The sequence below is a fragment of the Hydrogenophaga sp. GW823-FHT04C09 genome, from assembly GCF_058796355.1.
Genome location: NZ_JBXAIO010000002.1, coordinates 204,838 through 230,909, shown reverse-complemented (window position 1 = coordinate 230,909; position 26,072 = coordinate 204,838). Strand labels below are relative to the sequence as shown.

The window sequence follows — 26,072 nt, the reverse complement described above, 5'->3', positions numbered from 1 at the left end:
CGGAACCAGGCCCAACCCGCGTCAGAGTTCGCCGTAGCTGTGCAGGCCGGAGAGGAACATGTTCACGCCGATGAAGGCGAAGGTCGTGATCGCCAGGCCCACCAGCGCCCACCAGGCCGAGACCGTGCCACGCAGGCCCTTGATGAGCCGCATGTGCAGCCAGGCGGCGTAGTTCAACCAGACGATCAGCGCCCAGGTTTCCTTCGGGTCCCAGCTCCAGTAGCCACCCCAGGCCTCGGCCGCCCACAGGGCGCCCAGCACGGTGGCGATGGTGAAGAACGCAAAGCCCACCGCGATGGCCTTGTACATCACGTCGTCGAGCACCTCGAAGCTGGGCAGGCGCTCGGCAATGCGGCGGCGGCCAAACAGGATGGTGCCCACGATCAGCGCCGAAACGCCGAAGTACACGAACCAGTAGCTGCTGCCGTTTTCCGCCGCCGACTGGCGGAACACGATGGGCTCGAAACACAGCACCACGCCCAGCAGCCACAGCGGCGCGAGCTTGTACCAGCGGCTTTCGGTGGCGCTCTGCTTGATCAGGTAGGCAAAGGCCAGCATCGCGGCAATGGCGAAGGTGCCGTAGCCGATGAAGTTGGCCGGCACATGCAGCTTCATCCACCAGCTCTTGAGGGCGGGCACCAGTGGCTGGATGGCATGCGCCTCGCGCACCAGGGTGTACCAGAGCAGGAAGCCCACCGCGGCGCTGACCACCAGCATCGCGAATGCGCCCATGCGACGCGTCTTGTACTGGTCTTCGTAATAAAGATAGAAAGCCGTCGTCATCCAGCAGAACAGCACGAACACTTCGTACAGGTTGCTCACCGGGATGTGCCCGATGTCGGGGCCGATCTGATGGCTCTCGTACCAGCGCACCATGGTGCCGATCAGGGCCAGCGTCACCGCCACCCAGGCCATGCGCGAACCCAGCAGTTCAAAGGTGTCGCCCGCGCGCTTGAACATGCCGACCCAGTAGAACGCGGTGCTCATGAAGAACAGCACGCTCATCCACAGGATGGCGGATTGGCTGGAGATGAAGTACTTCAGCAGGAAGACCTGGTCGGCCCGCGCGAGGTCGGCCGTGCCGGCGGGCGTCTGGTACAGCCAGATCGCGAGCAGCGCCGTGGCCGCCACCACGACGGTGAGCGCGCGCAGCGGGCGCCAGAACCAGCCCAGCCAGATCATGCAAGGCACGGTGCCCACGAGGATGGCCTTCTCGTAGCCGTCCATGGCCGCGTTGTAGCGTGTGAAGGCCCAGGCAGCCCCCGCGATCACGAACACGGCGAACAGCCAGTCCCAGACATTGCGGCGCGCGAAGTAACCGGGCTCCAGGCCCTGCCCGTGGTGACCCTTCTTCAGTTCGATGGTCTGCGTGGCGGCGACGGTATTCATGGATGCACCTTCAACAATTGGGTCTTCAACAGCTCGAATTCACGGTCGGCGTCCATCGTCTTGCGGTTCGACGACAGCGCCATGCGGGCCTGCGAGGATTGCTCACCCGAGGGCGAGAGCCAGACCCAGAGGCGGCGCTCGCGGACGTAGAGCATGGCAAAAACGCCCAGAATGAGCAACAGGCAGCCCAGGTAGACGATGTTCTGGCCCGGTGCGCGCGCGACCTGGAACACGCTGGCCTGCACGTGCGTGAAGTCCTTGAGTTGGAAGGTCATGGGCGCGGGGTAGAAGAAGGTGTCGCTCAGGCTGATCACCGACTGCGACATGAACTGCTGCGTGGCCTCGCTGCGCTCCAGCGGCGGCAGGCCGGCGCGCTCGCGGCTGATCTGCATCAGCTCGAACAGCGTGCCGTTGAGGATGCGCACCAGCACATCGCTCGCTCGCTCGCGTTCGGCGGCCGGCACGTTGTTTTCAAGGAAGGCCGAGACGGCCTGCAGGCCTCCGCGAATGGGCTTGTCGGTGGTGCCGTTGGCCACCACCGGTTGCACGCCGGGCGCGTTCACCGACTCGGCGCCGGCAAACAGGCCCAGGGCGCGCGTGGCCGAGGCGGCCAAGGCTTCGGCCAGCTCGGGGCGGCCGTCTTCCACCGCCGAGGCCGCGTAACGGCGCACCGCCAGATCGCGCAACTGCGGGTCGCCCAAGGCGGCGCGCAGGCGCACGAAACCGTCGAGGCCATCCTTGTCGTCCACGGGAATGCGCAGGTAGCGGAACGGTTCGGCCGGCGTCTCGCGCAGGCCCAGCAGGTACACACGCGCGCCGTCGATCTCCACCGGCAGCATGTAGTTGTGGTACTCCACCGCCTGACCCGCCGCATCGCGCAGCTTGTAAGACACGCTCGGCCCCACGTTGCGCAGCGTCTTCTCGGTCGCGGTCTTGTGGCCCGAGCCCAGGCGGCTCTCGATCGAGCCCCGCAGATCCACCTTGCGCACATCGACGCCGTCGGCGGCGTTGCTGGTGGCGAAGTTCTCCACGTTGATCACGCGCAGGCCGGTGTACTCCAGCGTGAGCTTGTCGTCGCCATTGCTCAGCGCGGTCGAGCTACCGATGGTGCCCTCGATCTCGAAGGGCCGCGTGGGCCCGTTCAGCGGCACAGCCTGCAGCTTCACACGCGAACCGCCGTCATCGAAGCTGGACTGGTAGATGTTGATGCCGCGGTGGCTGGCGGGGTGGTTCACCTCCACCCGCGCTTCCTTGCTCTCACCGGTCTCGTTGTCGTGGATCACGATCTCGCTGGCGAACAGCTTGGGCATGCCGGTGTCGTAGTACTCGACGATGAACTTCTTGAGTTCGACCGAGAACGGCAGATCCTGCAGCAGCACACCCTGGGGCTGCGCGAGAATGGCCGTGCCCGCCGTCGTGCCCTCGGTCACCAGCAGGTTGCCGCGGAAGGTGGGGTTGCTGGCCGAGAGCCGGTGCTGAGCCGGCACATCGGCGATCAAGCCGCCACCCATGAAGGGCGTCTTGCCGTTGAACCAGGTCTGCGCGCGCACCATCAGATCGCCATCGAGCAGACCGCCGATGCACACCAGCACGATGGCGCTGTGCGCGGCGAGGTAGCCAATCTTGTTGGCCGCGCCAGCCTTGGCCGCCACCATCCAGCCGGTGCCTGCCGCGGTGGTGCGCGACTGCAGCTTGACCTTCCAGCCCGAGCCCAGCAAGGCCTGGCCGATGCGGTTCGCCGCGGCTTCGGGCGTCTCGCCCAGCTCACCCTCGGCACGGTGCGGAAAAGCCTTCAGACTTTGCTCTCGGATGTTTTCCTTGTAGGCCTTGAGGTCGGCAAAGATCTTGGGCGTGTTGCGGGCGATGCACAGGCTGGTGCTGACGACCAGGAACGCCAGGATCAACAGGAACCACCACGCGCTGTAGACCGAGTACAGGTTCGCGCTGGCAAACACGTCGGCCCAGAAAGGCCCGAACTGGTTGACGTAGTTGATGAAGGGTTCGTGCTGTTTGACCACCGTGCCGATCACCGACGCGATGCAGATCACGGTGAGCAGCGAAATGGCAAACCGCATCGACGACAGCAACTCCACCAGCTCGCTGACAATGCGCGAGCCGGTGCGGATGTGCAGGCCTTGGGTGGAGACGGTCATGGAGGAATGGGGGCAGAACGGTGCAGCAAAAAAGGGCGGCCCCGGAAGTCCCGGAACGCGCCCTGATGTGATGTGTTTTTTGGCTGGCGGTTCAACGCCCGGCGGGGTTTATGGCATTGTGCCGGCAAATATTATTGTTGGCTTATATCCCGGCCAGGCACGAGGGGCTTGCGCCCCTCGAAAGTCGATCAGCGCAGGCCGGCGATGTAGTCCGACACCGCCTGGATTTCGCGGTCGTTCATCTTGGCGGCCACACCGGCCATCTGCGCGTTGTTCTTGCGGGTGCCGTCGCGGAAGTGCTTGAGCTGCGTGGCGGTGTACTCCGCCTGCTGGCCCGACAGGCGCGGGTACTGCGCGGGAATGCCGGCGCCATTGGGGCTGTGGCAGCCGGCGCAGGCGGCGATCTGGCGGTCGGCGATGCCGCCGCGGTAGATGCGTTCACCCAGACGCACCAGATCCTTGTCGGTGGCGGCGCCGCCCTTGGCCTTCTGATCGGCCAGCCAGTAGGCGATGTTGCGCATGTCGGCGTCGGACAGGGCCGAAGCGAAGCCCTTCATGATGGCGTTGTCGCGCTTGCCCGATTTGTATTCCTGCAACTGCTTGACGAGGTACTCGGGGTGCTGTTGCGCCAGCTTCGGGTTGGCCGGCGTGGTCGAGTTGCCGTCCGCCGCGTGGCAGGCCACGCAGACCTGACCGTACATGGCGCTGCCCTTGGCCAGATCGGGCTTGGCCGATTGCGCCTGGGCGCTGAACGACAGGGCTGCGGCAGCAGCGGCGCAAAGGAAGGAAACAGGCAATTTCATGACGGGGCGGGCGTCGGTTGCGACGGGTTCGGTTTGTGGGAATTCTCGGTTTGTCTGGACAAAGCCAATCGATTTTACAATGTCCCACCGGGAAAACCCCCAAATGACCCACCGCCCCACTCCAGCCCCCCAGACCGCTTCGCCGTCGCACGACGCCCCGGGCCTCAAAGCCCCGATACCCCGAGCTGGAAAAACCATCGATCCCCTCAAGCCCGATCCCAAGATCGCGCACGGCTGGCTGCACACCGCCCGCTTTCTCACCACCGCCCCGCAACTCGAACACCTGCCGCCGCTGGAGGTGCCCGAGATCGCCTTCGTCGGGCGCTCCAACGCGGGCAAGTCCACCTGCATCAACACGCTGACGCAGCAGAAGCGCCTGGCCTTCGCCTCCAAGACGCCGGGCCGCACGCAAAGCATCAACCTGTTCTCGCTCGGCAAACAGGGCGTGACCGACGCGGTGCTGGCCGACCTGCCGGGCTATGGCTATGCCGCCGTGCCGCGCGAAGCCAAGTTGCGCTGGCAGCGCGTCATGGGCAACTATTTGCTCACGCGCGAAAACCTCAAGGGCGTGGTGCTGTTGATCGACCCTCGCCTGGGCCTGACCGAGCTCGACGAGATCCTGCTGGAGGTGATCCGGCCTCGGGTCGAGGAAGGCCTGAAGTTCCTGGTGCTGCTCACCAAGGCCGACAAGCTCAACCACGCCGAAGCGCAAAAGGCGCTGTCGATTGCGCGACTGCAGTCGGGCGGTGGCGAGGCGAGACTCTTCTCGGCCCTGAAGAAAAAGGGGCTGGACGAGGTGGCGCTGCTGCTCTGGCAATGGACCCATGGCGCCAACGCGCCAGCCCAAGCGGCCGACCCCGTTCCCGACGACGAGCCGCCCGCGCTGGACTGAACCGTGCGGGCTCGAGGAGAGCCCGCATGATCCAGACCTTCCAACAAGCCCTGCCCCACGGCATCACGCTGAGTTGCCGAGCCGCCGGCGAGCCCGGCCGCCCCGTGCTGCTGTTCCTGCACGGTTTTCCCGAAGCCGCCTTTGTGTGGGACGAGCTGCTTCTGCATTTCGCTCAAGTCGAACACGGCGGCTACCGCTGCGTGGCGCCCAACCTGCGCGGCTTCGAGCAGTCGAGCGCCCCCACCGACACATCGGCCTACCGCGCCAAGCCCCTGTTGCAAGACCTGGGCGCACTGGCCACGGCCATCACCGCCGACAGCCCCGCGCCAGGTCAACTGGCCGGCCTGATCGCGCACGACTGGGGCGGTGCACTGGCCTGGGGCCTCGCCGCGCAGCGGCCTGGCTTGCTTCGGCAACTGGTCATCGTCAACGCGCCGCACCCCGCCACCTTCCAGCGCGAACTGGCCCAGTCGCCCGCGCAACAGGCGGCCAGCGCCTACATGAATTTCCTGGTCCGGCCCGACGCGCCCGCGCTGCTGGCCGAGAACGACTTCGCCCGCCTCTGGCCCTTCTTCACCCACATGGCGGCCGACAGCGGGCCAATGGCCTGGCTCGACGAGCCCACGCGCGATCGCTACCGCGCGGTGTGGCGCCAGGGGCTGACGGGCCCTTGCGCGTACTACGCCGCGTCGCCCCTGCGCCCACCGACGCCCGACGACCCTGGGGCAGCAGCCGTGCAGGTGCCGCGCGAAAAGGCCATGGTGACGCGGCCGACCCTGGTGATCTGGGGACTGAACGACACCGCCCTGCCCGAAGCCCTGCTGGAAGGGCTGGACGGGTATGTGCCAGACCTGCGCATCGAGCGCGTCCCCGGCGCCACGCACTGGATCGTGCACGAGCAGCCGGCGCGCGTGGCCGCCTTGATCGGCGGCTTTCTGAACACCTGAACCGGTTCAGAGATCGGCGTAGAAAGAACGCTCATTGCCCGGGCGGGTCTTGAAGCGCTTGTGCACCCAGTAGTACTGCGCCGGCGCCTGGCGGATGTAACCCTCCAGGTAGCGGTTCATGACCGCCGTGTCGGCTTCGGGATCCGCTGTCGGGTAGTCGGGCCAGGGTGACATCACCTTCACCTCATAACCTTCGCGCGTGAGGCGGCTCACCACCGGCACCACGCAGGCACGCCCCAGGCGGGCCAACCGGGACAGCGACATGAGCGTGGCGGTCTGCACGCCGAAAAAGGGCACGAACGCCGCGTCGCGCATGCCGTGATCCATGTCGGGCAACAGGTACAGCGGCAGGCCCTGGCGCATCGCCGCGACCAGGGGTTTGATGCCCTGGCGCTTGCCCACGACATGGGGGTTGCCGAAACGCTGGCGGCCCTGTGCCATCCAGCGGTCCACGTCGGCGTTGAGCTGCTCGGCGTACAGCCCGCAGAAACGCCGCTCCAGGTGGGCCGTGAGCCCGATCCAGCCTGCGTCCATGCCCACGAAATGCGGGGCGAAGATCACGGTGGGCTCGTTCCCGGCCAGGGCCTGCAGATCGCCCGTGAGTGTCAGGCGCTGACGCACCGTGGCCAGCGGCGCCTCCCACAGCCAGCTGCGGTCCAGCCAGGCCTGCGCGAAATACACGAAATGCTGGCGCACCGCGCGGTCGCGCTCGACCTCGCTGCTCTCCGGAAAGCACAGGGCCCAGTTGATGCGCGCGATGCGCCGGCGCCGCACCGCCGCCAAGTGCAGCACCTGCCCCAGCAACCAGCCCATGCCACGCACCCAGGAGAGCGGCAATGCGGCCAGCACGCGCATGAAGGCCACCCCCAGGCGGTTGCCGAGGTTGCCGGGGGGCAGCGGAGCGTCGGAGGTGGGCGGCAAGGAAGACATCAGGGCGACGGCGGTGTCGACCGGGTCGGCGACTTGTAGCGGTTGTAGGACCAGAGGTACTGGGCCGGGCATTCTCGCACCAGCGCCTCCATGGCGCGGTTGATCTGTGCCGCGGCCTCCAGCGGGTCGTCCGACAGCGGCCCTCCGTTGAGCGGCTCGAATGGGCGCACGTGCACGCGGTAGCCCCGGCCCCAGCTCAGGCGCTCCCCCCAGCTCAACAGGATCTGCACGCGACCGGACTGGGCCAGGCGGCCCGACAGCGTCATGGTGTACGCATCACGGCCGAAGAACGGCGCCCACACACCCTGCCCTTCAGGCGGCACCTGGTCCGGCAGCAGGCCCACCGCCTGCCCGGCCTTGAGCGCCTTGATGAGCTGCTTCACGCCCGCCAGGGTGGTGGGGGCGGCGAACAAGCCGGGGCGCTGGCGCGCACCGGCCACGAGATCGCGCAGCCAGGGCTGGCGCGCCGGGCGGAACAGCACCGTCATGGGATGCACCGCGCCGAAGCGCTGTGCGTACGCCTGGGCCGTGATCTCGAAACAGCCCAGGTGGGGCGTCAGGAACAGCACCCCGGTGCCCTGTTGATGCGTGGATTCGATGTGCTCGGCGCCCGCCCAGGCCACGGGCACGGGCCGGCCGAGCCACAGGCGCGGCAACTCGGCCACCAGCTTGCCCGACTCACCGACCGTGGCCAGCGCCACCTGACGGGGGTACCCCGCGAGGGCGGCGTGCGCGAACAGCCGCCGCCGGTAGCGGCCCGAGAGCGCAAAGCTCACCCAGCCCAGCAGCCAGCCCATTGCATGCAGCACGGACAGGGGCATCCAGCTCAGCACGCGGAAAAGGCCATGGATCAATAGGGTCACGGGATGGAGAAGACTGGGTGGACGGGCGGGCATTCATCTAGAATGCCGCCATCGCCGAGTTATGGAACTAATTGCGGGGCGATTCACAAATTCCGCTAAAGCGTTCGCCGAACTCTGACAGACCGGCAACGCCGGTCAACCAACGTGGAGTTTATACATGGCGAACGATTTTCTTTTCACCTCCGAATCCGTCTCCGAAGGCCACCCCGACAAGGTCGCCGACCAGATTTCCGACGCGATCCTCGACGCGATCTTTGCCCAGGATCCGCGCAGCCGCGTGGCCGCCGAGACCCTGTGCAACACCGGCCTGGTGGTGCTGGCGGGTGAAATCACCACCAACGCCCACGTCGACTACATCCAGGTCGCACGCGACACCCTCAAGCGCATCGGCTACGACAACACCGAGTACGGCATTGACTACAAGGGCTGCGCGGTCATGGTCTGCTACGACAAGCAGTCCAACGACATCGCCCAGGGCGTGGACCACGCGTCCGACGACCACCTGAACACCGGCGCCGGCGACCAGGGCCTGATGTTCGGCTACGCCTGCGACGAGACGCCCGAGCTGATGCCCGCGCCGATCTACTACGCCCACCGCCTCGTGGAGCGCCAGGCCCAGCTGCGCAAGGACGGCCGCCTGCCTTTCCTGCGTCCCGACGCCAAGAGCCAGGTGACGATGCGCTACGTGGACGGCAAGCCCCACAGCATCGACACCGTGGTGCTCTCGACCCAGCATTCGCCCGACCAGAGCGAGTCGCCCACCAAGATGAAGGCGTCTTTCAACGAAGCCATCATCGAAGAGATCATCAAGCCCGTGCTGCCCAAGGAGTGGCTCAAGGACACCAAGTACCTGATCAACCCGACCGGCCGCTTCGTCATCGGCGGCCCGCAGGGTGACTGCGGCCTGACCGGTCGCAAGATCATCGTCGACACCTACGGCGGCGCCTGCCCGCACGGCGGTGGCGCGTTCTCGGGCAAGGACCCGTCCAAGGTGGACCGCTCGGCCGCCTACGCCGCCCGTTACGTGGCCAAGAACATCGTGGCCGCCGGCCTGGCCAAGCAGTGCCAGATCCAGGTGGCCTACGCCATCGGCGTGGCCCGCCCGATGAACGTCACCGTCTACACCGAAGGCACGGGCGTGATCCCGGACGAGAAGATCGCCGCGCTGGTGCAGGAACACTTCGACCTGCGCCCCAAGGGCATCATCCAGATGCTCGACCTGCTGCGCCCGATCTACACCAAGACCGCCGCCTACGGCCACTTCGGCCGCGAAGAACCCGAGTTCGCCTGGGAGCGCACCGACAAGGCCGCCGCGCTGCGCAAGGCCGCCGGCCTGTAAATAGTCACCGAATCAACCGACAAAGCCCTGGGGCGTGAGCCTCAGGGCTTTTTTTACGTACTTTTTTCGGACAGCAGGGAAAACCACCGGTCGTAACAATTTGAATTTTCTGCGGCGGTGTCCGATATGGGAGTACAAGCCACCTTTCTGGCTTGCACTGCAACGACCCGGGAGCCTTGAACCATGGACAACTCTATCTGCCCAGACGGGATGGAAACGCCAGAGCAACAGCTCGAACGGCTGGTGGCCCTGCGCACGCAAGACCTCCAGTCCGCCCTGGACAGCGCCCGTTCCCTCGTTGACCAGGCGCCTTGCGGCCTGCTCACTTTTGACGACGCGCAGCGTTGCGTCCATCTCAATCAAGCCCTGCTGGGTTGGCTGGGCCATGGCGCACCGGGCATGCCCCTGAATGAACTGGTCGCCCCGCGCTCGCGCGACGCACTGACCGCCCACGTGGAAGCCCTGCGCCAGAGCGGGCAGAGCGAACCGGTCGATCTGGACTGGTTGCGCGTCGACGGCAGCCTGTTTCGCGCCCGCCTCGCCTCGACGCCGGTGTTTGATGCCGAGGGCCATTTCCTGCACGGCAGCGGTGTGGTCACGCCGCTCGATGCGGCCCAGATCGCCTCCGCCCAGGACAGCCTGCTGCGCAGCATCACCGACCGCATTCCCGCACGGCTGGCCTACTACGACAAGAACCTGATCTGCCGCTTCGCCAACCAAGCCCACGCCGCGCGCTACGGCAAACTGCCGAGCGACATGGTGGGTTCGCCGCTGAGCCAGGTGGTGCGGCCCGACATCCTGCCCGACATCCTGCCGCGCGTGGCGCAGGCCCTCTCCGGCCAGACGCAGACCTTCGAAGCCGCGCGCACGGCCGCCGACGGTTCGACCAACTACTTCGAGATCCACTACATCCCCGACTTCCAGAATGGCACCGTCGAGGGCATCTTCATCGAGCTGCACGACATCACGGAACGCCGCCGCACGGAAGAGTTCGTGCTGCACGCCAACCAGGATCTGGAAGAACGCGTGCGCTCGCGTTCGGCCGAGCTGTTTGCCAGCGAGCAGCGCTACCGCCTGATGGTGGATGCGATCCAGGACTACTGCATCTACTTCGTCGACGAAAACGGCGGCATCACCGAATGGACCGAGAGCGCCCAGCGCCTGCATGGCCATACCCGCTCGCAGATCATGGGCCGCTCCTATGAGGCGCTGCTGTCCAGCGACAACGCGGGCGAGGACGAGGTCGACCCCGGCCAGGTGTTGCGCCTGGCCAAGGCCCACGGCCAATGGGAAACCCGAGGCTGGCGCCTGCGCGAGGACGGCTCGCGCTTCTGGGCGCACACCGTGCTCACTGCGCTGCGCAACGAAGCCGGCGAGTTGCAGGGCCTCTCCAGCATCACGCGCGACATGACCGCCGCCAAGAGCCTGGAGGACGTGATGAACGACCTCAACCGAGAGCTGGAAAAGCGCGTCGCCGAGCGCACGCAGCAGCTCGTGGCGGCCAACAAGGACCTGGACGTGTTCTCACACATGGTCTCGCACGACCTGCGCGCGCCGCTGCGCCACATCGCCAGCTTCGTGAGCCTGCTGCAGGAACAGATGGGCGACTCCGCCGACACGCTGGCCCTGCAGTACCAGAATTCGATCGCCAAGGCGTCCAAGCGCATGAGCCTGATGATCGAAGGCCTGCTCGAGTACGCCCGCCTGGGCCGTGTGGCCATCGACACCCAGCCGGTGCCGATCGCCCAGCTCGTGGAAGGCGTGATCGCGCACCTGAAGCAGGAAAACCCGGACCGGCGCATCGAGTGGGTGATCGAGAACGACCTGCCCGTCGTGCGGGGCGATGCCATGCTGCTCGCCCAGGCCCTGGGCAACCTGCTGGGCAACTCCGTGAAATACACCCGTCCCCGTGACCTGGCCCGCATCGAGGTGGGTTGGAAGGTCAGCCCGGTGGGGGGACGCACCTTCTACATCGCCGACAACGGCGTGGGCTTTGACCTGGAAAAGGCGCACAACCTGTTCGTGATGTTCCAGCGCCAGCACCATTCGATGGACTTCGAAGGGACAGGCACGGGCCTGGCGCTGTCGCAGCGCATCATCGAGCGCCATGGTGGGCGCATCTGGTCCGAAACCGCACCCGGCGAAGGCTGCACTTTCTACTTCACCTTGCCGTTTGACGGCATGGAGCCGGAGATGGCTTTTCCCGAGTCGTCCCTGGCCGAGCTGCCGGCCTGAGGCCGAAGGCCGGCCGATAATCGCGCGGTGAGCCCCACCACCGCACCGATTCCCTCTTCCCTGTTCTCCCTGTCAGGCCGCGTCGCCCTGGTCACGGGCGCGACCCGTGGCCTGGGCCTGTGCATGGCCCAGGCGCTGGCCGCCCACGGCGCCACCGTCTGGCTCAACGGCCGCGATGCCACCAGCCTGCGTGAAGCGGTGGACCGGGTGCGCGAAGGCGGCCAAGCCGCTGGTGGCACCGCGCACGCGCTGCCCTTCGATGTGTGCGACGAGGCCGCTGCCACGGCGGCCGTGGCCCACCTGCTGGCCGAGAGTGGCCGGATCGACATCCTGATCAACAACGTGGGCCAGCGCCGGCGCCAGCCCCTGGACGAATTGCCCGCCCAGGCCCTGCGGGAGCTGCTGGAGGCCAACCTCGTCTCGGCCTGGCACCTCTGCCGCGAGGTGGCGCGGCCCATGCGCGCCCAGGGCGCTGGCCGCATCATCAACGTCACCTCCATCGCCGGGCCGATCGCCCGCGCCGGCGACGCGGCCTACACCACCAGCAAGGGCGCGCTCGAAGCCTTCACGCGCGCGCTCGCGGCCGAACTCGGCCCGCAAGGCATCAACGTCAACGCGATCGCTCCGGGCTATTTCGCCACCGGCGCCAACACCGCCATGGTGGAGGACGCCTCCGTGGCGGCCTGGCTTGATCGGCGCAGTTCGCTGGGCCGCTGGGGCCGGCCCGAGGAGATCGGTGGCGCGGCGGTGTTCCTGGCCTCACCCGCCGCCAGCTACGTCACGGGCCAGGTGCTGGTCGTGGACGGCGGCTACCTCGCCCACTTCTGAGCCGCGCGGGCGTCAGCCCGCGTGCCGGCGAACCCAGGCTTCGTAGGTGGACACCCATTTCTGAAGGAATTCGCGGCTGTCGGCGCCGATGCCCCCGTCCTTGTCGAACAGGCCTTCCTTGGACTGGATGAACGCCTCGGGCTGGCCCAGCGTGGGCACGTCGAGGTAGGCGAGGATGTTGCGCAGGTGCTGCTGTGCGAGCGCTGTGCCAATCGCGCCGACCGACACGCCGATCACCCCGGCGGGTTTGCCGGCCCAGGCGCTCTGGCCGTAGGGGCGCGAGGCATGGTCGATGGCGTTTTTCAACACCCCGGGCAGGGAGCGGTTGTACTCGGGGGTCACGAACAGCAGGCCTTGCGAAGCCGCGATCTCGGCCTTGAGCCGTTTCACCGGGGCGGCCTGGTTCGCGTCGTCGTCCTGGTTGTACAGCGGCAGGTCACCGATCTCGAGTTGCTTGAACGTGAACTCCTTGGAGGCAAGCTGGGCGAGGGCCGTCGCCAGCCGACGGTTGAAGGAGTCGCGGCGCAAGCTGCCGACGATCACGCCGATCTGAAATCCACTCATGGCAAATCCTCTCCTGGAACGGGGTTGGGGAAACAACAACGGTGAACGCGAGAGACTACAGGCTCAAGACAAACACTCAGGACGGTGTGGGTACCGGTGAGCCCGCCGGCAGGTGCAGCACCACCTTGCGCGGATCGTCGGCCATCTGGTCCAGCGCGGCGCGGAGCCGATCGAGCAGGCTCGCGTCGTCCGCATCCTTCGCTTCGCCAGGCAGCGACAGGGAGGCCAGGCGAAAGCGCAGCGACAGGCCCGCCGGCAAGGAAGGCACCTGCTCCAGCCCCTTGGCCACGATGTGTTGTGCCAGCAGCATCAGGTCGTCGGGCTGCAGCGGCCCTTCGACCAGCACCGCAAAACGCGCATTGGCCACACGGCAGACCGTGTCCACGTCGCGCGCCACGTGCGACAGCCGCGATGCGGCCACCACCAGTGCGCGCTCCGCCACCTCCCGGCCATGGCGGGAGACGATGTCCGCATGGTTGAGCAGCTCCACCATCAGGAGGCCACTCTGATGCCCATAGCGCCTGGAGCGGCGCATGGCGTCGCGCAAACGCAGATGAAGCACGGGCTCGATGGTCAACCCGGTCAAGGGGTCCGTGCTCTCGATCGCGCGCAGGCGGGCATGGTTCTCGTTGAACTCCTTGGCACGCCGATGCAGGATGTAGAGCAGGAGCGGGATCTCGATGGCCGAGCCGATGAGCACGGCGTATTGCGTGACCCAGCTGTCCGGCAACACGCCGGCCGCGCGCAGTGCGGGAAACGGGTAACTCAGATGCACCGGCAGGAACCCAAGCGCCAGCCAGCCCCCGTACTTTTCACCCAGGCGCCAGGCCCAGATGCACAGTGCGAAGCTCAACACCACCGACAACAGGCCGTACAGGTTGAGCACGACAAAGGCAAAGCGGTTCTGCAGCAACAGGTAGACCACGGGAAACAGCAGCCCGAACCACGACCAGGCCTTCACGAAAAGGTCCACCTGCCGGTGGTGGCGCGACACCGCACAGGCCTCGCGCACGAACCAGATGCCCGCCGCGGTGAGCCACAGCATGAACACCGCCGGCGCGGCGTCGTTCCACCACGCCCAGTCGCGCCAGAAAAACACCCCACCCACGCCGGTGAAGGCCGCCTGAAAGCCCAACATGCTCGCGACATAACAGCAGTAGGCGATGAAGGCGCGGTCGCCATACAGGCGCGCGTGCACCCAGCCCCAGAACAACACCAGCAGACCGAAACCGAGGTAGCCCCCGATCATCAGGAAAGTCCAGTAGCGCGTTTCCTGCAGCGTGTCTTCCTCCAGCAGCAGCAGTCGCGGGCTCAGCGGTGCCGGCCGGTTTTCCAGGCGCAGCCAGACCGGGCCCGTTGACCCGGCCGGCAAGGCAAACACCGGTGTCTGGTCGGGATGGCTCCATTGCGACACCGGCAAATGATCGCCCGCTTGTTGCACCGTCCACGCTCCCTGGGGTCCGGTGGCATGAAGCGTCGCCCGGTTGGTGAAGGCCGCCGCACTCAGGGCGAGGTACCAACGCCGGCTGGCGTCCAGGGGCGGCAAGTCCAACCGCAACCACAAGGCGGCAGCCGCCAGGTCAAAGGACCGGTAGTGGCCCATGGGCTGGAAGTCCCCCACCGGTCGGCGCATGGCCTCGTTGAGGGAGGCCTGACCCGAGGCATCGACCCAGAAGTGCGCTTGCAGGGTGACGTCGGACGCAGGAGGGGCCGCCTGGGCAGAACCCGGGTGCAAGCAAAGACCCAGGAGGGTGACCAGCGCCGTCAGAAAGCGAAGAAGGAGACGCTGGGCCGGCCCGTGGAAGGAGAAGATGCAGTCCATGCCGGCATCGTAAGTGTTTGTGTCTGACCAGCGCCCGGCGATCCGGTGGCCAGACCCATCGCATCAGAAATAAACCCCTTCGATCTTGAAATGGGGTTCCGGCGCCCTTATGATTAGCACTCGCTGGCGTTGAGTGCTAACACCCGACGCCATGTCGATCAGCGGTATCCGCTGGCCCGTCCGGGCTGGCACCGCCGTTCTGAACAAACCCCATCTGTTCCATACCCAGGAGATGCAATGAACCTTCGTCCTCTCGCCGATCGCGTGATCGTCAAGCGCATTGACAGCGAAACCAAGACCGCCTCCGGCATCGTCATCCCCGACGCCGCCGCCGAAAAGCCCGATCAGGGCGAAGTCCTGGCGGTCGGTCCCGGCAAGAAAAACGACAAGGGCGAACTGTCCGCCATGAACGTCAAGGTCGGTGACCGCGTTCTGTTCGGCAAGTACAGCGGCCAGACCGTCAAGGTCGCTGGCGACGAACTGCTGGTCATGAAGGAAGACGACCTGTTCGCGGTCGTCGAGTCCAAGTAACTGAACACCTCAATTTTTCCGGAGAAACAACATGGCAGCAAAAGACGTCATTTTCGGCGGCGAAGCCCGCGCACGCATGGTTGAAGGCGTGAACATCCTGGCCAACGCGGTCAAGGTCACCCTGGGCCCCAAGGGCCGCAACGTGGTGCTCGAGCGCTCCTTCGGCGCCCCCACCGTGACCAAGGACGGTGTGTCCGTGGCCAAGGAAATCGAACTCAAGGACAAGCTCCAGAACATGGGCGCGCAGATGGTCAAGGAAGTTGCTTCCAAGACGTCCGACAACGCCGGTGACGGCACCACCACCGCCACCGTGCTGGCCCAGGCCATCGTGCGCGAAGGCATGAAGTACGTGGCCGCCGGCATGAACCCGATGGACCTCAAGCGCGGCATCGACAAGGCCGTGGAAGCCCTGATCGCCGAGCTGAAGAAGGCCTCCAAGGCCACCACCACCAGCAAGGAAATCGCCCAGGTCGGTTCCATCTCCGCCAACAGCGACACCAGCATCGGCGAGATCATCGCCAATGCCATGGACAAGGTCGGCAAGGAAGGCGTGATCACCGTGGAAGACGGCAAGTCGCTGCAGAACGAACTCGACGTCGTCGAAGGCATGCAGTTCGACCGCGGCTACCTGTCGCCCTACTTCATCAACAACCCCGAGAAGCAATCGGCGCTGCTGGACAACCCCTTCGTGCTGCTGTACGACAAGAAGGTTTCCAACATCCGTGACCTGCTGCCCACGCTGGAGCAAGTCGCCAAGGCTGGCCGTCCGCTGCTGATCATTGCCGAAGACGTCGAAGGCGAAGCCCTGGCGACGCTGGTGGTCAACACCATCCGCGGCATCCTGAAGGTCGTGGCTGTGAAGGCCCCTGGCTTCGGCGACCGCCGCAAGGCCATGCTGGAAGACATCGCCATCCTGACCGGCGGCAAGGTCATCGCTGAAGAAGTGGGCCTGACGCTCGAGAAGGTGACCCTGGCCGACCTGGGCCAGGCCAAGCGCGTGGAAATCGGCAAGGAAAACACCACCATCATCGACGGTGCCGGCGCTGCCGCTGACATCGAAGCCCGCGTCAAGCAAGTGCGCGTGCAGATCGAAGAAGCCACCAGCGACTACGACCGCGAGAAGCTGCAAGAGCGCGTGGCCAAGCTGGCCGGCGGCGTGGCCGTCATCAAGGTCGGTGCCGCCACCGAAGTCGAGATGAAGGAAAAGAAGGCCCGCGTGGAAGACGCCCTGCACGCCACCCGCGCTGCCGTGGAAGAAGGCATCGTGGCCGGTGGTGGCGTGGCCCTGCTGCGCGCCCGCCAAGCCGCTGGCACCATCAAGGGTGACAACGCTGATCAGGACGCCGGCATCAAGCTGGTGCTCAAGGCCATCGAAGCGCCCCTGCGCGAAATCGTGGCCAACGCCGGTGGCGAACCGTCGGTGGTGGTCAACGCCATCCTGGCCGGCAAGGGCAACTACGGCTTCAACGCCGCCAACGACACCTACGGTGACATGATCGAGATGGGCATTCTGGACCCGACGAAGGTCACCCGCACCGCGCTGCAGAACGCCGCATCGGTGTCCAGCCTGATGCTGACGACCGAAGCCATGGTCGCCGAGTCCCCGAAGGACGACGCACCTGCGATGCCGGGTGGCGGCATGGGTGGCATGGGCGACATGGGCGGCATGGGCATGTAAGCTCTCCTTGCCTGAGACGCCATGCCGGCGTTGCAAGGGCTTGCCGTGGCGCTGCCACTGTCTACGCCCTTGCGCCTTGGCCTGGCACCTCAGGCTGCGTCGGAATGCATCACTGCACACTGACGAAAGCCCAAAACAAAAAGCCCCGCGAGAAATCGCGGGGCTTTTTGTTTTGGGCTCGGCTCGAGCTACTTCATCAAGGCTTCGAGCTTGATCGTGTCCGCCACGAACGCCCGGATGCCTTCGGCCAGTTTCTCGGTCGCCATCGCATCCTCGTTCAGGGCGAAGCGGAAGCTGGCTTCGTCGTGGGTCACGAAGGGGATGTCCAACGACTGGGCGGCGCTGGCGTCCAGTGCCCGGCTCAAGGGCGCATCGCTGGCGGCCAGCTGGGCCAGCAGCTCGGGGCTGATGGTGAGCAGGTCGCAACCCGCCAGCGCCGTGATCTGACCCACGTTGCGGAAGCTCGCGCCCATCACCTCGGTGGCGATGCCGTGCTTCTTGTAGAACTCGTAGATGCTGCGCACCGAACGCACGCCCGGGTCGTTGGCACCGGCCATTGCGGCCTCGTCCCAGCCGGCGCCCGCGCTCTTTTTGTACCAGTCGTAGATGCGGCCCACGAAGGGCGAGATCAGCTGCACCTTGGCCTGGCCACAGGCCACCGCCTGGGCGAACGAGAACAGCAGCGTCAGGTTGGTGTGGATGCCTTCGCGCTCCAGCCGCGCGGCGGCCTGAATGCCTTCCCAGGTGGAAGCGATCTTGATCAGCACACGGTCCACATGCACGCCGTCACCCTGGTAGAGCTCGATGATGCGGCGCGCGCGGGTCACGGTGGCCTCGGTGTCGAAGCTCAGCCGGGCATCCACCTCGGTCGAGACCCGGCCCGGGATCAGGCGCAGGATCTCGCCACCAAAGGCCACCAGCAAGCGGTTCATCACCTCATCCAACCCCTGGGCGCCGTGCTTCGCGACAGCGTCCTTGAGCAGATGGGCGTACTCGGGCTTCTGGACCGCCTTCAGGATGAGCGACGGATTCGTCGTGGCGTCCTGCGGGGCGTAGGCTGCAATCTGATTGAAGTCGCCCGTGTCGGCCACGACCGTGGTGAGTTGCTTGAGAGCGTCAAGTTGGTTCATCAGCGGATTATCGGCCAGGCGATGTAATAAAATTTCACCGCATCGCCCCTCAATGTAACCAACCCCAACATGCTCGACCGGATCAAAGCCTCCCTGCCCTCGCTGGCGCCTGCCGAGCAACGTGTGGCCAAGCTCGTGCTGCTGGACCCGCGCACCTTCGCCAGCCTGCCCGTGACCGAACTCGCCGAGCGCGCTCACGTGAGCAAACCCACGGTGGTGCGGTTCTGCCGCAGCATGGGTTACGACGGCCTGTCGGACTTCAAGCTCAAGCTCGCCGGCACGGTGAGCGAAGGTGTGCCGTTCATCCACCGCAGCGTGGACGTGGACGACAAGACGAGCGACGTGCTGGTCAAGGTGATCGACAACACGGTGGCGGCCTTCCTGAAGTACCGCAACGACGCCTCCAGCCACGCGATCGAAAAGGCGGTGGACGCCCTGGTGGCCACCTACAAGAACCGTGGCCGCATCGAGTTCTATGGCGCGGGCAACTCGGGCATCGTCGCGCAGGACGCGCAACACAAGTTCTTCCGCCTGGGCATCAATGCCATCGCCTACAGCGACGGCCACATGCAAGTGATGAGTGCGTCCCTGCTCGGGCCGGGCGACTGCGTGGTGATCATCTCCAACTCCGGCCGCACGCGCGATCTGATGGACGCGGCCGACATCGCGCGCAAGCACGGCGCGACGGTGATCGTCATCACCACCAGCGGCTCACCGCTGGCGCAGAGTGGCCACATCCACCTCTCGGCCGACCACCCGGAAGGCTACGACCGCTACAGCCCGATGACCTCGCGCCTGATGCACCTGATGGTGATCGACATCGTGGCCACCTGCCTGGCGCTGCGCATCGGCGGCACCAAGCTCCAGCCCCTGCTCAAGGAAATGAAGAACAACCTCCGAAGCAAGAGGTACACGTGATCGTGCGTGCCAGAAACGGCCCAGGACGGCGGGTGCTTCCCGCAGCGACGTAAAGTGGGAGGCCCGGCGAAGCCGGGCCGGAGGACATTCGCGGAGGGGAGCACCCACCGTCCGCGCCAACGCCCACCCGGTGGCGTGAAACTAGATCCGCCCTTCTTCCACCGCATGGCAGGCGATGCGAATGCCCCCAAGGTCCAGCAGATTCGGACGCTCGCTGCGGCAGCGGTCGTTGGCATGCGGACAACGCGGATTGAAAGCACACCCGCTGGGCGGGTTCAGCGGGTTGGGCACCTCACCCGAGACCGGTGTGCGCGCCTTGCCGGTGTCGTGCATCTTCGGAATCGCATCGAGCAGCATGCGCGTGTAGGGATGGCGCGGCCGGTCGAACAGCGTGTGCTTGGGCGCCAACTCCACCAGCCGCCCCAGGTACATCACCCCCACCTGGTCGCTCACGTGGCGCACCACCGCCAGGTTGTGGCTGATGAACAGGTAGGTCAGCCCGCGCTCGCGCTGCAGGTCCTTCATGATGTTGAGCACCTGCGCCTGCACGCTCACGTCCAGCGCCGAGGTGGGCTCATCGCACACCAGAAACTCCGGCTGCGTGGCCAGGGCCCGCGCGATGGAAATGCGCTGGCGCTGCCCGCCCGAGAACTGGTGCGGGTACTTCACGCGGTCCAGCGGTGACAGGCCCACCGACTTCAGCAACTCATCCACCCGTGCGCGCAAAGCCACCGGCTCGGTCTCGATCTCGTGCTCGCGCAGCGGCTCGGCAATGATGTCCTCCACGCGCCAGCGCGGGTTCAGGCTCGCGTACGGGTCCTGGAAGATCATCTGGATGCGGCGGCGCAGCTTGCGGCCTTCCGGCGTCTTGAACGCCGCATGCGCGTCCTGGCCATCGAACTCGAAACCACCCCGCGTGGGCTCGTACAAGCCCACGAGCAGGCGCGCCACCGTGCTCTTGCCGCAGCCCGACTCGCCCACCAGGGCCAGCGTCTGACCCCGTGGAATGTCGAAGGACACGCCGTCCACCGCACGCAACAGCTGGCGCGGCTGACGCTCGATCACGCGATTGAGCCAGGGCACGGACACGTCGAAGGTCTTGGCTAGGTCGGTCGCACGCACCAACGGCGCCTCGAGGGCGGCAGCAGGTACCGCGGCACGACTTGAAGCACCACGGTTTTGCGCGGCCCGCACCGCTTTTTCGATCATGTCGGCGCTCATGCCAGGGCTCCTGCTTGCGCGTGCAGCCAGCAGGCCGCCCGGGTGGCTCCGGCCGGCAGCAGATCGGGCCGGTCGACGTGGCAGCGGTCGAACACCTTCTCGCACCGCGGGTTGTAGGCACAGCCGGAGGGAATGGCGTTGAGCCGCGGCATCGCGCCGTCGATCTGGTGCAGGCGCTCGCGGTCCTGGCTCATGTCGGGAATGCAGGCCATCAGGCCGGCGGTGTAAGGGTGCGCCGGGTGGTTGATGACCTCGTGCACCGGGCCGATCTCGGCGACGCGTCCGGCGTACATCACGGCCACGCGGTCGCAGGTCTCGGCGATCACGCCCATGTCGTGCGTGATCAGCATCACCGCCGCCCCACGCTGTTTGCAGATGGTCTTGAGCAGCGTGATGATCTGCGCCTGGATCGAGACATCGAGCGCGGTGGTGGGTTCGTCGGCCACGATGAGTTGCGGCTCGGCCGCGAGTGCCAGAGCGATCACGACGCGCTGGCGCATGCCACCGGAGAACTGGTGCGGGAAGTGGTCGATGCGCTGCTCGGCGGCCGGGATGCCGGTGTCCTTGAGCAGGTCGATCGCGCGCCTGCGCGCCTCGGCCTGGCTCACCGGCAGGTGGGTGGTGATGGTCTCGATGAGCTGGCGGCCCACGGAATACAGGGGGTTGAGCGAGGTCAACGGGTCCTGGAAGATCGCGCCGATCTGGCGGCCCCGCACCTTGCGCATCTGGTCGTGCGGCAGGTTGTCGATGCGGCGGCCGTGCAGCAGGATCTCGCCCGAGGCGACACGGCCCGGCGGCTCCAGCAGGCCGATGATGGAGGCGCCCGTGAGCGACTTGCCCGCGCCGGACTCACCCACCACGCCGAGGATCTCGCCCGGGGCGATGTCGAAGGAAACGTCGTCCAGCGCGCGCAGCGTGCCGCGGCGGCCGGGGAATTCGACGACCAGGTTCTTGACTTGGAGAAGGCTCATCTTGGTCTCAGCGCAGGCGGGGGTTGAGTGCGTCGCGCAGCCAGTCGCCCAGCAGGTTCACGCTGAGTGCGATCAGCACCAGCATGGCGCCCGGAAAAATGGTGATCCACCATTCGCCGGAGAACAGGTAGTCGTTGCCCACGCGGATCAGCGTGCCCAGCGACGGTGAGGTGGGCGGAGCGCCCACGCCCAGGAAAGACAGCGTGGCCTCGGTGATGATGGCCGTGGCCACCTGGATGGTGGCCAGCACCAGCACCGGGCCCATGACGTTGGGCAGCACATGGCTGCGCATGATGTGCAGCGGCGCCACGCCGGTCACGCGCGCGGCCTGCACGTACTCCTTGTTGCGCTCCACCAGCGTGGAACCCCGCACCGTGCGCGCGTACTGCACCCAGCCGGTGAGCGTGATCGAGATGATCAGCACGCCAAAGGCCAGCGTCTCGTGCGCATTGGGGAACAGGGCCCGGCCCACGCCGGCGATCAGCAAGGCGATGAGGATCGGCGGGAAGGACAGCATCACGTCGCACAGGCGCATGAGGAAGCCGTCCACCCAACCGCCGAGGAAGCCGGCCAGCAGGCCGAAGGTGACGCCGATCACCACCGAGAGCAGCACCGAGGCCAGACCCACCGCGAGCGAGATGCGCGCGCCGTACATCAATGCCGAGAGGATGTCGCGGCCCTGGTCGTCCGTCCCGAGCAGGAAGTTGCTGGATCCATCGGGGTGCCAGGCTGGCGGCAGCCGGGCATTCGTGAGTTCGAGCGTCGCAAGGTCAAAAGGGTCGTGCGGAGCCACCCACGGCGCGAAGACCGCGCAGAACACGCAGATGAAAGCGATCACCGCCGCGACGATGGCGGTCGGCGAGGTGCGGAAGCTGTGGCCGACATCGCTGTCGAGCCCTCTTTTGATGAGGCTGATCACGTGGGGAACCTGGTTGGGTGCGACGCCACCACAAGGCCGGGGCCTCGTGGTGGCGAGGGCCGGCTTATTTCGCCGGTTTCACCGACATGAAACGGAACGGCATGAAGTTGTCGGCCAGCTGGACCAGCTCCACGTTGTTGGCCACGCCCCAGGCCAGGGCCTGTTGGTGCAGCGGCAGGTGGCCGATGTCGTCCGAGTGCAGCTTGAAGGCTTCCTTGATCAGGGCATCGCGCTTGGCCTTGTCGGTCTCCGACTGGATCTGCACCGTCAGCTCGTCGACCTTGGGGTTGCAGTAGGCGCCCAGGTTGAACTGGCCACTGCCCTTGTCGTCCACGCAGCGCATCAAGGCATTCAGGGCGTTGTGCGCGTCGTAGGTGCCCGGGGTCCAGCCCAGCATGAAGAAGCTGGTGTCGCGGCGCAGGATCTTGGGGAAGTAGGTGCCCTTGGTTTCGGCCTGCAGGTTGATCTTCACCCCGATGCGCGCGAGGTTGGCGGCGACCGCCTGGCAGATCGCGCCGTCGTTCACGTAGCGGTCGTTGGGGCAGTTCAAGGCCACTTCAAAGCCATTGGGGTAGCCGGCATCGGCCAGCAACTTCTTGGCGGCGTCGGGGTCGTACGGCAGGCGGTTGTTCATGGCGTTGTCGAAGCCATTGATGCCGGGACCCACCATCAGCGCCATGGGCTTGGAGGCGCCGCGCATCACGGTGCGCTGGATGCCGTTGATGTCGATGGCCTGGTAGAAGGCCTGGCGCACGCGCTTGTCCTTGAAGGGGTTCTTGCCCTTGACGCTGGAGTACAGCAGCTCGTCGCGCTTCTGGTCCATACCCAGGAAGATGGTGCGCAGTTCGGGACCCTGCATCACCTTGCTCTTGCCGCTGGCGTTGATGCGCGCCACGTCCTGCAGCGGGACCGGCTCGATCACGTCCACCTGGCCCGAGAGCAGCGCCGCCACGCGGGTGGAGTCGTTGCCGATCGGCGTGTACTCCACGTTGACCACGTTGCCCTCGATCTTGCCCCAGTAGCTGCCATTGCGCACGAAGCTGGTCTTGACGTTCGGCTGGCGCTCGCGCAGGCGGAACGGGCCGGTGCCATTGGCGCGGAACGAGGCCGCATTCTCGACACCCTTTCGTCGGTCCACGGGTCGCGTGGCCTGGTTGTCCTCGGCCCACTTCTTGTTCATCATGAACAGCAGCGACAGCACGTCGGGCAGGATAGGGAACGGTCCCTTGGTCTCGATGTCGACCGTGAAGTCGTTGACCTTGCGGACTTCCTTCACGTCGTTGGTGTAGCTCTTCATGTCCGAGCCTTCGCCCGAAGCGCGCGCGAAGGTGAACAACACGTCATCGGCCGTGAAGGGTGCGCCGTCGTGGAATTTCACGCCCTTGCGCAGTTCGAAACGCCAGACGCTGGGCGAGGTCTGTTTCCAGCTCGTCGCCAGCCCGGGCACCAGCTTCAGGTTCTGGTCGCGCGCCACCAAGGGTTCGTAGACGTTGTTCGTCACGCTGAGCTGCAAGGACTCGTTGAGCGAATGCGGGTCCATGGACAGGGCATCGCCCTGGTTGCCGATGCGGATGGTCTGCGCCGAGGCGGCCCCCAGGGTGAGCATGGCGGTTGTGACCAGTGCGGCCGCCAGCGTTTTCCGGAAAATCATGCTTCGCTCCTTGATGCGTTTGTGGTTGTGGAAGGGGTTTTGCTCGACGCGTGAGCCTCATCGGCCAATGGCATGGCGTGCTCCACCAGGCTGGCGTGCAGGGCCGCTCCGAGCGGCAGAACCTCGTCGTTGAAGTCGTAGCGGCTGTTGTGCAGGAAACAGCTGCCAAGGCCGTTTTCGGCGCCTTGCCCCAGGCGCAGGTAGGCCCCGGGCTTGACCTGCAGCATGAACGAGAAGTCCTCGGCCCCCATGCTCGGGTCCATGTTGCGGTCCACGTGGTCGTGGCCGACCAGCTTCTGCGCCACATCGGCCGCGAAACGGGCTTCGTCCCGCGTGTTGATGGTGGCCGGGTAGATGCGCTCGTAGTTCACGTGCGCCGTGGCACCCAGGCCCAGCGCCACGCCGGAGCAGACCTCCTGCAGGCGTTTCTCGACCATGGCCTGCACTTCGGGGTTGAAGGTGCGCACCGTGCCCACCAGCGTGGCCTTGCCCGGCATCACGCTGAACGCGCCCATGTCGCCGGCCTGCATCGCGCACAGGCTGATGACCGCGCTGTCGATGGCGCGCACGTTGCGTGAGACGATGCTCTGCACCGCCGTGATGATGTGGGCCGACACCAGCACCGGGTCCACCGTCTGGTAAGGGTGCGCGCCGTGGCCGCCCTTGCCCGTGACTTCGATGGTGATGCGATCGGCCGAGGCCATCATGGGGCCGGGGTTCACGCCCACCATGCCAGGGCGCATCTGCGGCCAGTTGTGCATGCCGAAAACGGATTGCACCGGGAAGCGGTCGAACAGGCCGTCCTCGATCATGGCCTTGGCGCCCGCAAAACCTTCTTCACCCGGCTGGAAGATCAGCACCGCCGTGCCGTCGAACTGGCGCGTTTCGGCCAGGTAGCGCGCCGCACCCACCAGCATGGCGGTGTGGCCGTCGTGGCCGCAGCCGTGCATCATGCCGGGGCGCATGGACTTCCAGGCAAAGTCGTTGTGCTCGGTCATGGGCAGCGCGTCCATGTCGGCGCGCAGGCCGACCATGCGGCCACTGGTGTGACGGCGGCCGCGGATCACGGCCACCACCCCCGTCTTGCCGATGCCGGTGTGGATCTCGTCCACGCCACACACCTTGAGCGACTCGACTACGCGCTGCGCGGTGTAGTGCTCTTCGAAACCGATTTCCGGATGGGCGTGCAGATCACGGCGCAAGGCCGTGAGCTCGGGGTGGAAGGCCGCGATGTGGGAAAACGCGCGGCCATGGGCCTTGATGCGGGACGGGGTGGACATCAATGGCCTCCCGCCTTCTCCACGCGAAGGCGGGGGTCGACCGCGAAGTACAGCAGATCGACGATCAGGTTGATGACCACGAAGATCAGCGCGATGAGGCACAGGTAGGCGGCCATCACCGGGATGTCGGCGAAGGTCACGGCCTGGATGAACAGCAACCCCATGCCCGGCCACTGGAACACCGTCTCCGTGATGATGGCGAAGGCGATCAAGCCCCCCAGTTGCAGACCGGTGATGGTCATCACCGGCACCAGCGTGTTCTTCAGCGCGTGTCCAAAATGCACCGCGCGGTTGGTCAGGCCTCGGGCGCGCGCGAACTTGATGTAGTCGGTGCGCAGCACCTCCAGCATTTCCGCGCGCACCAGCCGCATGATCAACGTGAGCTGGAAGATCGCCAGCGTGATGGCCGGCAGGGTGATGTGGTGCCAGCCCTTCGGAGTCAACAAGCCGGTGCTCCACCAACCCAGCTGTGTCACGTCACCCCGACCGAAGCTGGGGAACCAGCCCAATGTGACGGCGAACAGCAGGATCAGCAGGATGCCGATCAGAAACGTGGGCAGGGACACACCGAGCAGCGACACGGTCATGAACACCTGGCTCATGAACGTACCGCGCCGCAACGCCGCGTACACCCCCATCGGGATGCCCACCACCAGCGCGAGCACCGCCGCCACCATGGACAGCTCCAGCGTGGCGGGGAAACGCTCGGCGATCAGGCGCGAGACCTTGGCCCCCTGCCGCAGCGACAGACCGAATTCACCTTGCACCGCGTTGGCGAGGAAATGCCAGAACTGCACGAAGAAGGGGCGGTCCAGACCAAGCTCGGTGCGCAGTTCGCGCACCTGGTCGGGGGTGGCATCCTGCCCGAGCAGGAACACCACGGGATCCCCCACATACTGAAACAACATGAACGCGATGAACGCCACGCTGACCATGACGATCACGGCTTGCGCCAGTCGCCGAAGAATGAATGCGAACATCGTTTGAAAAATAAAGAGAGGGTCGCCC

General features: G+C 66.1%; 22 protein-coding genes. 8 read left to right on the top strand and 14 right to left on the bottom strand.

Features of this window, described 5'->3' with window-relative positions; all coding sequences use genetic code 11:
- Positions 1-21: 21 nt before the first annotated feature.
- From ccsB to AC1Q9M_RS06195, 3 genes are all read right to left on the bottom strand, one after another.
- The gene (gene ccsB, locus AC1Q9M_RS06205) at positions 22-1,389 is read right to left on the bottom strand and encodes a c-type cytochrome biogenesis protein CcsB (RefSeq protein WP_382323336.1); all 1,368 of its coding nucleotides are present in this window, start codon (positions 1,387-1,389) and stop codon (positions 22-24) included.
- Positions 1,386-3,542, bottom strand: coding sequence for a cytochrome c biogenesis protein ResB (locus AC1Q9M_RS06200; RefSeq protein ID WP_444688456.1), 2,157 nt, complete (start codon positions 3,540-3,542; stop codon positions 1,386-1,388). The genes ccsB and AC1Q9M_RS06200 overlap by 4 nt, the downstream gene beginning before the upstream one ends.
- A gap of 188 nt (positions 3,543-3,730) precedes the next feature.
- Positions 3,731-4,345 carry a c-type cytochrome gene (locus tag AC1Q9M_RS06195; protein WP_382161488.1) on the bottom strand — a complete coding sequence of 205 codons (615 nt, stop codon included), beginning with the start codon at positions 4,343-4,345 and terminating at the stop codon, positions 3,731-3,733.
- Positions 4,346-4,448: 103 nt separating this feature from the next.
- Here AC1Q9M_RS06195 and yihA point away from each other — a divergent pair, with 103 nt between their 5' ends.
- A complete protein-coding gene (yihA, locus tag AC1Q9M_RS06190; RefSeq protein WP_382327328.1) occupies positions 4,449-5,237 on the top strand; it encodes a ribosome biogenesis GTP-binding protein YihA/YsxC in 789 nt (262 codons plus the stop codon).
- Between the two features lie 26 nt (positions 5,238-5,263).
- Positions 5,264-6,184, top strand: a complete 921-nt coding sequence (locus AC1Q9M_RS06185) for an alpha/beta fold hydrolase (protein WP_382323334.1) — start codon at positions 5,264-5,266, stop codon at positions 6,182-6,184.
- 6 nt (positions 6,185-6,190) lie between these two features.
- On the opposite strand, the gene AC1Q9M_RS06180 is transcribed toward AC1Q9M_RS06185, so the two are convergent.
- Positions 6,191-7,114, bottom strand: coding sequence for a lysophospholipid acyltransferase family protein (locus AC1Q9M_RS06180; protein ID WP_444688457.1), 924 nt, complete (start codon positions 7,112-7,114; stop codon positions 6,191-6,193).
- Positions 7,114-8,010: a lysophospholipid acyltransferase family protein gene (locus AC1Q9M_RS06175; protein WP_492432926.1), complete on the bottom strand. Its 897-nt coding sequence runs from the start codon at positions 8,008-8,010 to the stop codon at positions 7,114-7,116. The genes AC1Q9M_RS06180 and AC1Q9M_RS06175 overlap by 1 nt, the downstream gene beginning before the upstream one ends.
- A 124-nt stretch (positions 8,011-8,134) precedes the next feature.
- Here AC1Q9M_RS06175 and metK point away from each other — a divergent pair, with 124 nt between their 5' ends.
- The 3 genes from metK to AC1Q9M_RS06160 all read left to right on the top strand — a co-directional run bounded on the left by metK (position 8,135) and on the right by AC1Q9M_RS06160 (position 12,379).
- Complete coding sequence (metK, locus tag AC1Q9M_RS06170) at positions 8,135-9,316, top strand: methionine adenosyltransferase (protein ID WP_297397795.1); 1,182 nt, start codon at positions 8,135-8,137, stop codon at positions 9,314-9,316.
- Positions 9,317-9,499: 183 nt separating this feature from the next.
- Positions 9,500-11,551 carry a PAS domain-containing sensor histidine kinase gene (locus AC1Q9M_RS06165; RefSeq protein ID WP_444688459.1) on the top strand — a complete coding sequence of 684 codons (2,052 nt, stop codon included), beginning with the start codon at positions 9,500-9,502 and terminating at the stop codon, positions 11,549-11,551.
- Between the two features lie 27 nt (positions 11,552-11,578).
- Positions 11,579-12,379, top strand: coding sequence for an SDR family oxidoreductase (locus tag AC1Q9M_RS06160; protein WP_444688460.1), 801 nt, complete (start codon positions 11,579-11,581; stop codon positions 12,377-12,379).
- 12 nt (positions 12,380-12,391) lie between these two features.
- On the opposite strand, the gene AC1Q9M_RS06155 is transcribed toward AC1Q9M_RS06160, so the two are convergent.
- Both AC1Q9M_RS06155 and AC1Q9M_RS06150 read right to left on the bottom strand, forming a co-directional pair.
- Positions 12,392-12,943: an NADPH-dependent FMN reductase gene (locus tag AC1Q9M_RS06155; protein WP_291114095.1), complete on the bottom strand. Its 552-nt coding sequence runs from the start codon at positions 12,941-12,943 to the stop codon at positions 12,392-12,394.
- A gap of 76 nt (positions 12,944-13,019) precedes the next feature.
- Positions 13,020-14,678, bottom strand: coding sequence for a sensor domain-containing diguanylate cyclase (locus tag AC1Q9M_RS06150; protein WP_492432923.1), 1,659 nt, complete (start codon positions 14,676-14,678; stop codon positions 13,020-13,022).
- Between the two features lie 324 nt (positions 14,679-15,002).
- On the opposite strand from AC1Q9M_RS06150, the gene AC1Q9M_RS06145 reads away from it, so the two are divergent.
- Entirely contained in the window at positions 15,003-15,296 is a 294-nt protein-coding gene (locus AC1Q9M_RS06145) for a co-chaperone GroES (protein WP_066268460.1), read from the top strand.
- A gap of 31 nt (positions 15,297-15,327) precedes the next feature.
- Positions 15,328-16,974: a chaperonin GroEL gene (groL, locus tag AC1Q9M_RS06140; protein ID WP_382323280.1), complete on the top strand. Its 1,647-nt coding sequence runs from the start codon at positions 15,328-15,330 to the stop codon at positions 16,972-16,974.
- Positions 16,975-17,162: 188 nt separating this feature from the next.
- Here the strand turns inward: groL and tal are convergent, their stop codons facing one another.
- Complete coding sequence (tal, locus tag AC1Q9M_RS06135; RefSeq protein ID WP_382323279.1) at positions 17,163-18,104, bottom strand: transaldolase; 942 nt, start codon at positions 18,102-18,104, stop codon at positions 17,163-17,165.
- A 69-nt stretch (positions 18,105-18,173) separates the two neighbouring features.
- Here tal and AC1Q9M_RS06130 point away from each other — a divergent pair, with 69 nt between their 5' ends.
- Complete coding sequence (locus tag AC1Q9M_RS06130; protein WP_382161596.1) at positions 18,174-19,022, top strand: MurR/RpiR family transcriptional regulator; 849 nt, start codon at positions 18,174-18,176, stop codon at positions 19,020-19,022.
- Between the two features lie 141 nt (positions 19,023-19,163).
- Here the strand turns inward: AC1Q9M_RS06130 and AC1Q9M_RS06125 are convergent, their stop codons facing one another.
- The 6 genes from AC1Q9M_RS06125 to AC1Q9M_RS06100 form a co-directional block, all read right to left on the bottom strand.
- On the bottom strand, positions 19,164-20,243 hold the full coding sequence (locus AC1Q9M_RS06125) for an ABC transporter ATP-binding protein (protein ID WP_444688462.1): 1,080 nt from the start codon (positions 20,241-20,243) through the stop codon (positions 19,164-19,166).
- Positions 20,240-21,214: an ABC transporter ATP-binding protein gene (locus AC1Q9M_RS06120; RefSeq protein WP_382161602.1), complete on the bottom strand. Its 975-nt coding sequence runs from the start codon at positions 21,212-21,214 to the stop codon at positions 20,240-20,242. The genes AC1Q9M_RS06125 and AC1Q9M_RS06120 overlap by 4 nt, the downstream gene beginning before the upstream one ends.
- 7 nt (positions 21,215-21,221) lie before the next feature.
- On the bottom strand, positions 21,222-22,133 hold the full coding sequence (locus AC1Q9M_RS06115) for an ABC transporter permease (protein ID WP_444688463.1): 912 nt from the start codon (positions 22,131-22,133) through the stop codon (positions 21,222-21,224).
- Positions 22,134-22,197: 64 nt separating this feature from the next.
- Positions 22,198-23,784 (bottom strand): ABC transporter substrate-binding protein, encoded by a 1,587-nt coding sequence (locus AC1Q9M_RS06110; protein ID WP_444688464.1) that lies wholly within the window; start codon positions 23,782-23,784, stop codon positions 22,198-22,200.
- Entirely contained in the window at positions 23,781-25,064 is a 1,284-nt protein-coding gene (locus AC1Q9M_RS06105; RefSeq protein WP_492432918.1) for a M20 aminoacylase family protein, read from the bottom strand. Before AC1Q9M_RS06105 ends, AC1Q9M_RS06110 begins: the two co-directional genes overlap by 4 nt.
- The gene (locus AC1Q9M_RS06100; RefSeq protein WP_291114063.1) at positions 25,064-26,044 is read right to left on the bottom strand and encodes an ABC transporter permease; all 981 of its coding nucleotides are present in this window, start codon (positions 26,042-26,044) and stop codon (positions 25,064-25,066) included. Before AC1Q9M_RS06100 ends, AC1Q9M_RS06105 begins: the two co-directional genes overlap by 1 nt.
- Positions 26,045-26,072 lie beyond the last annotated feature (28 nt).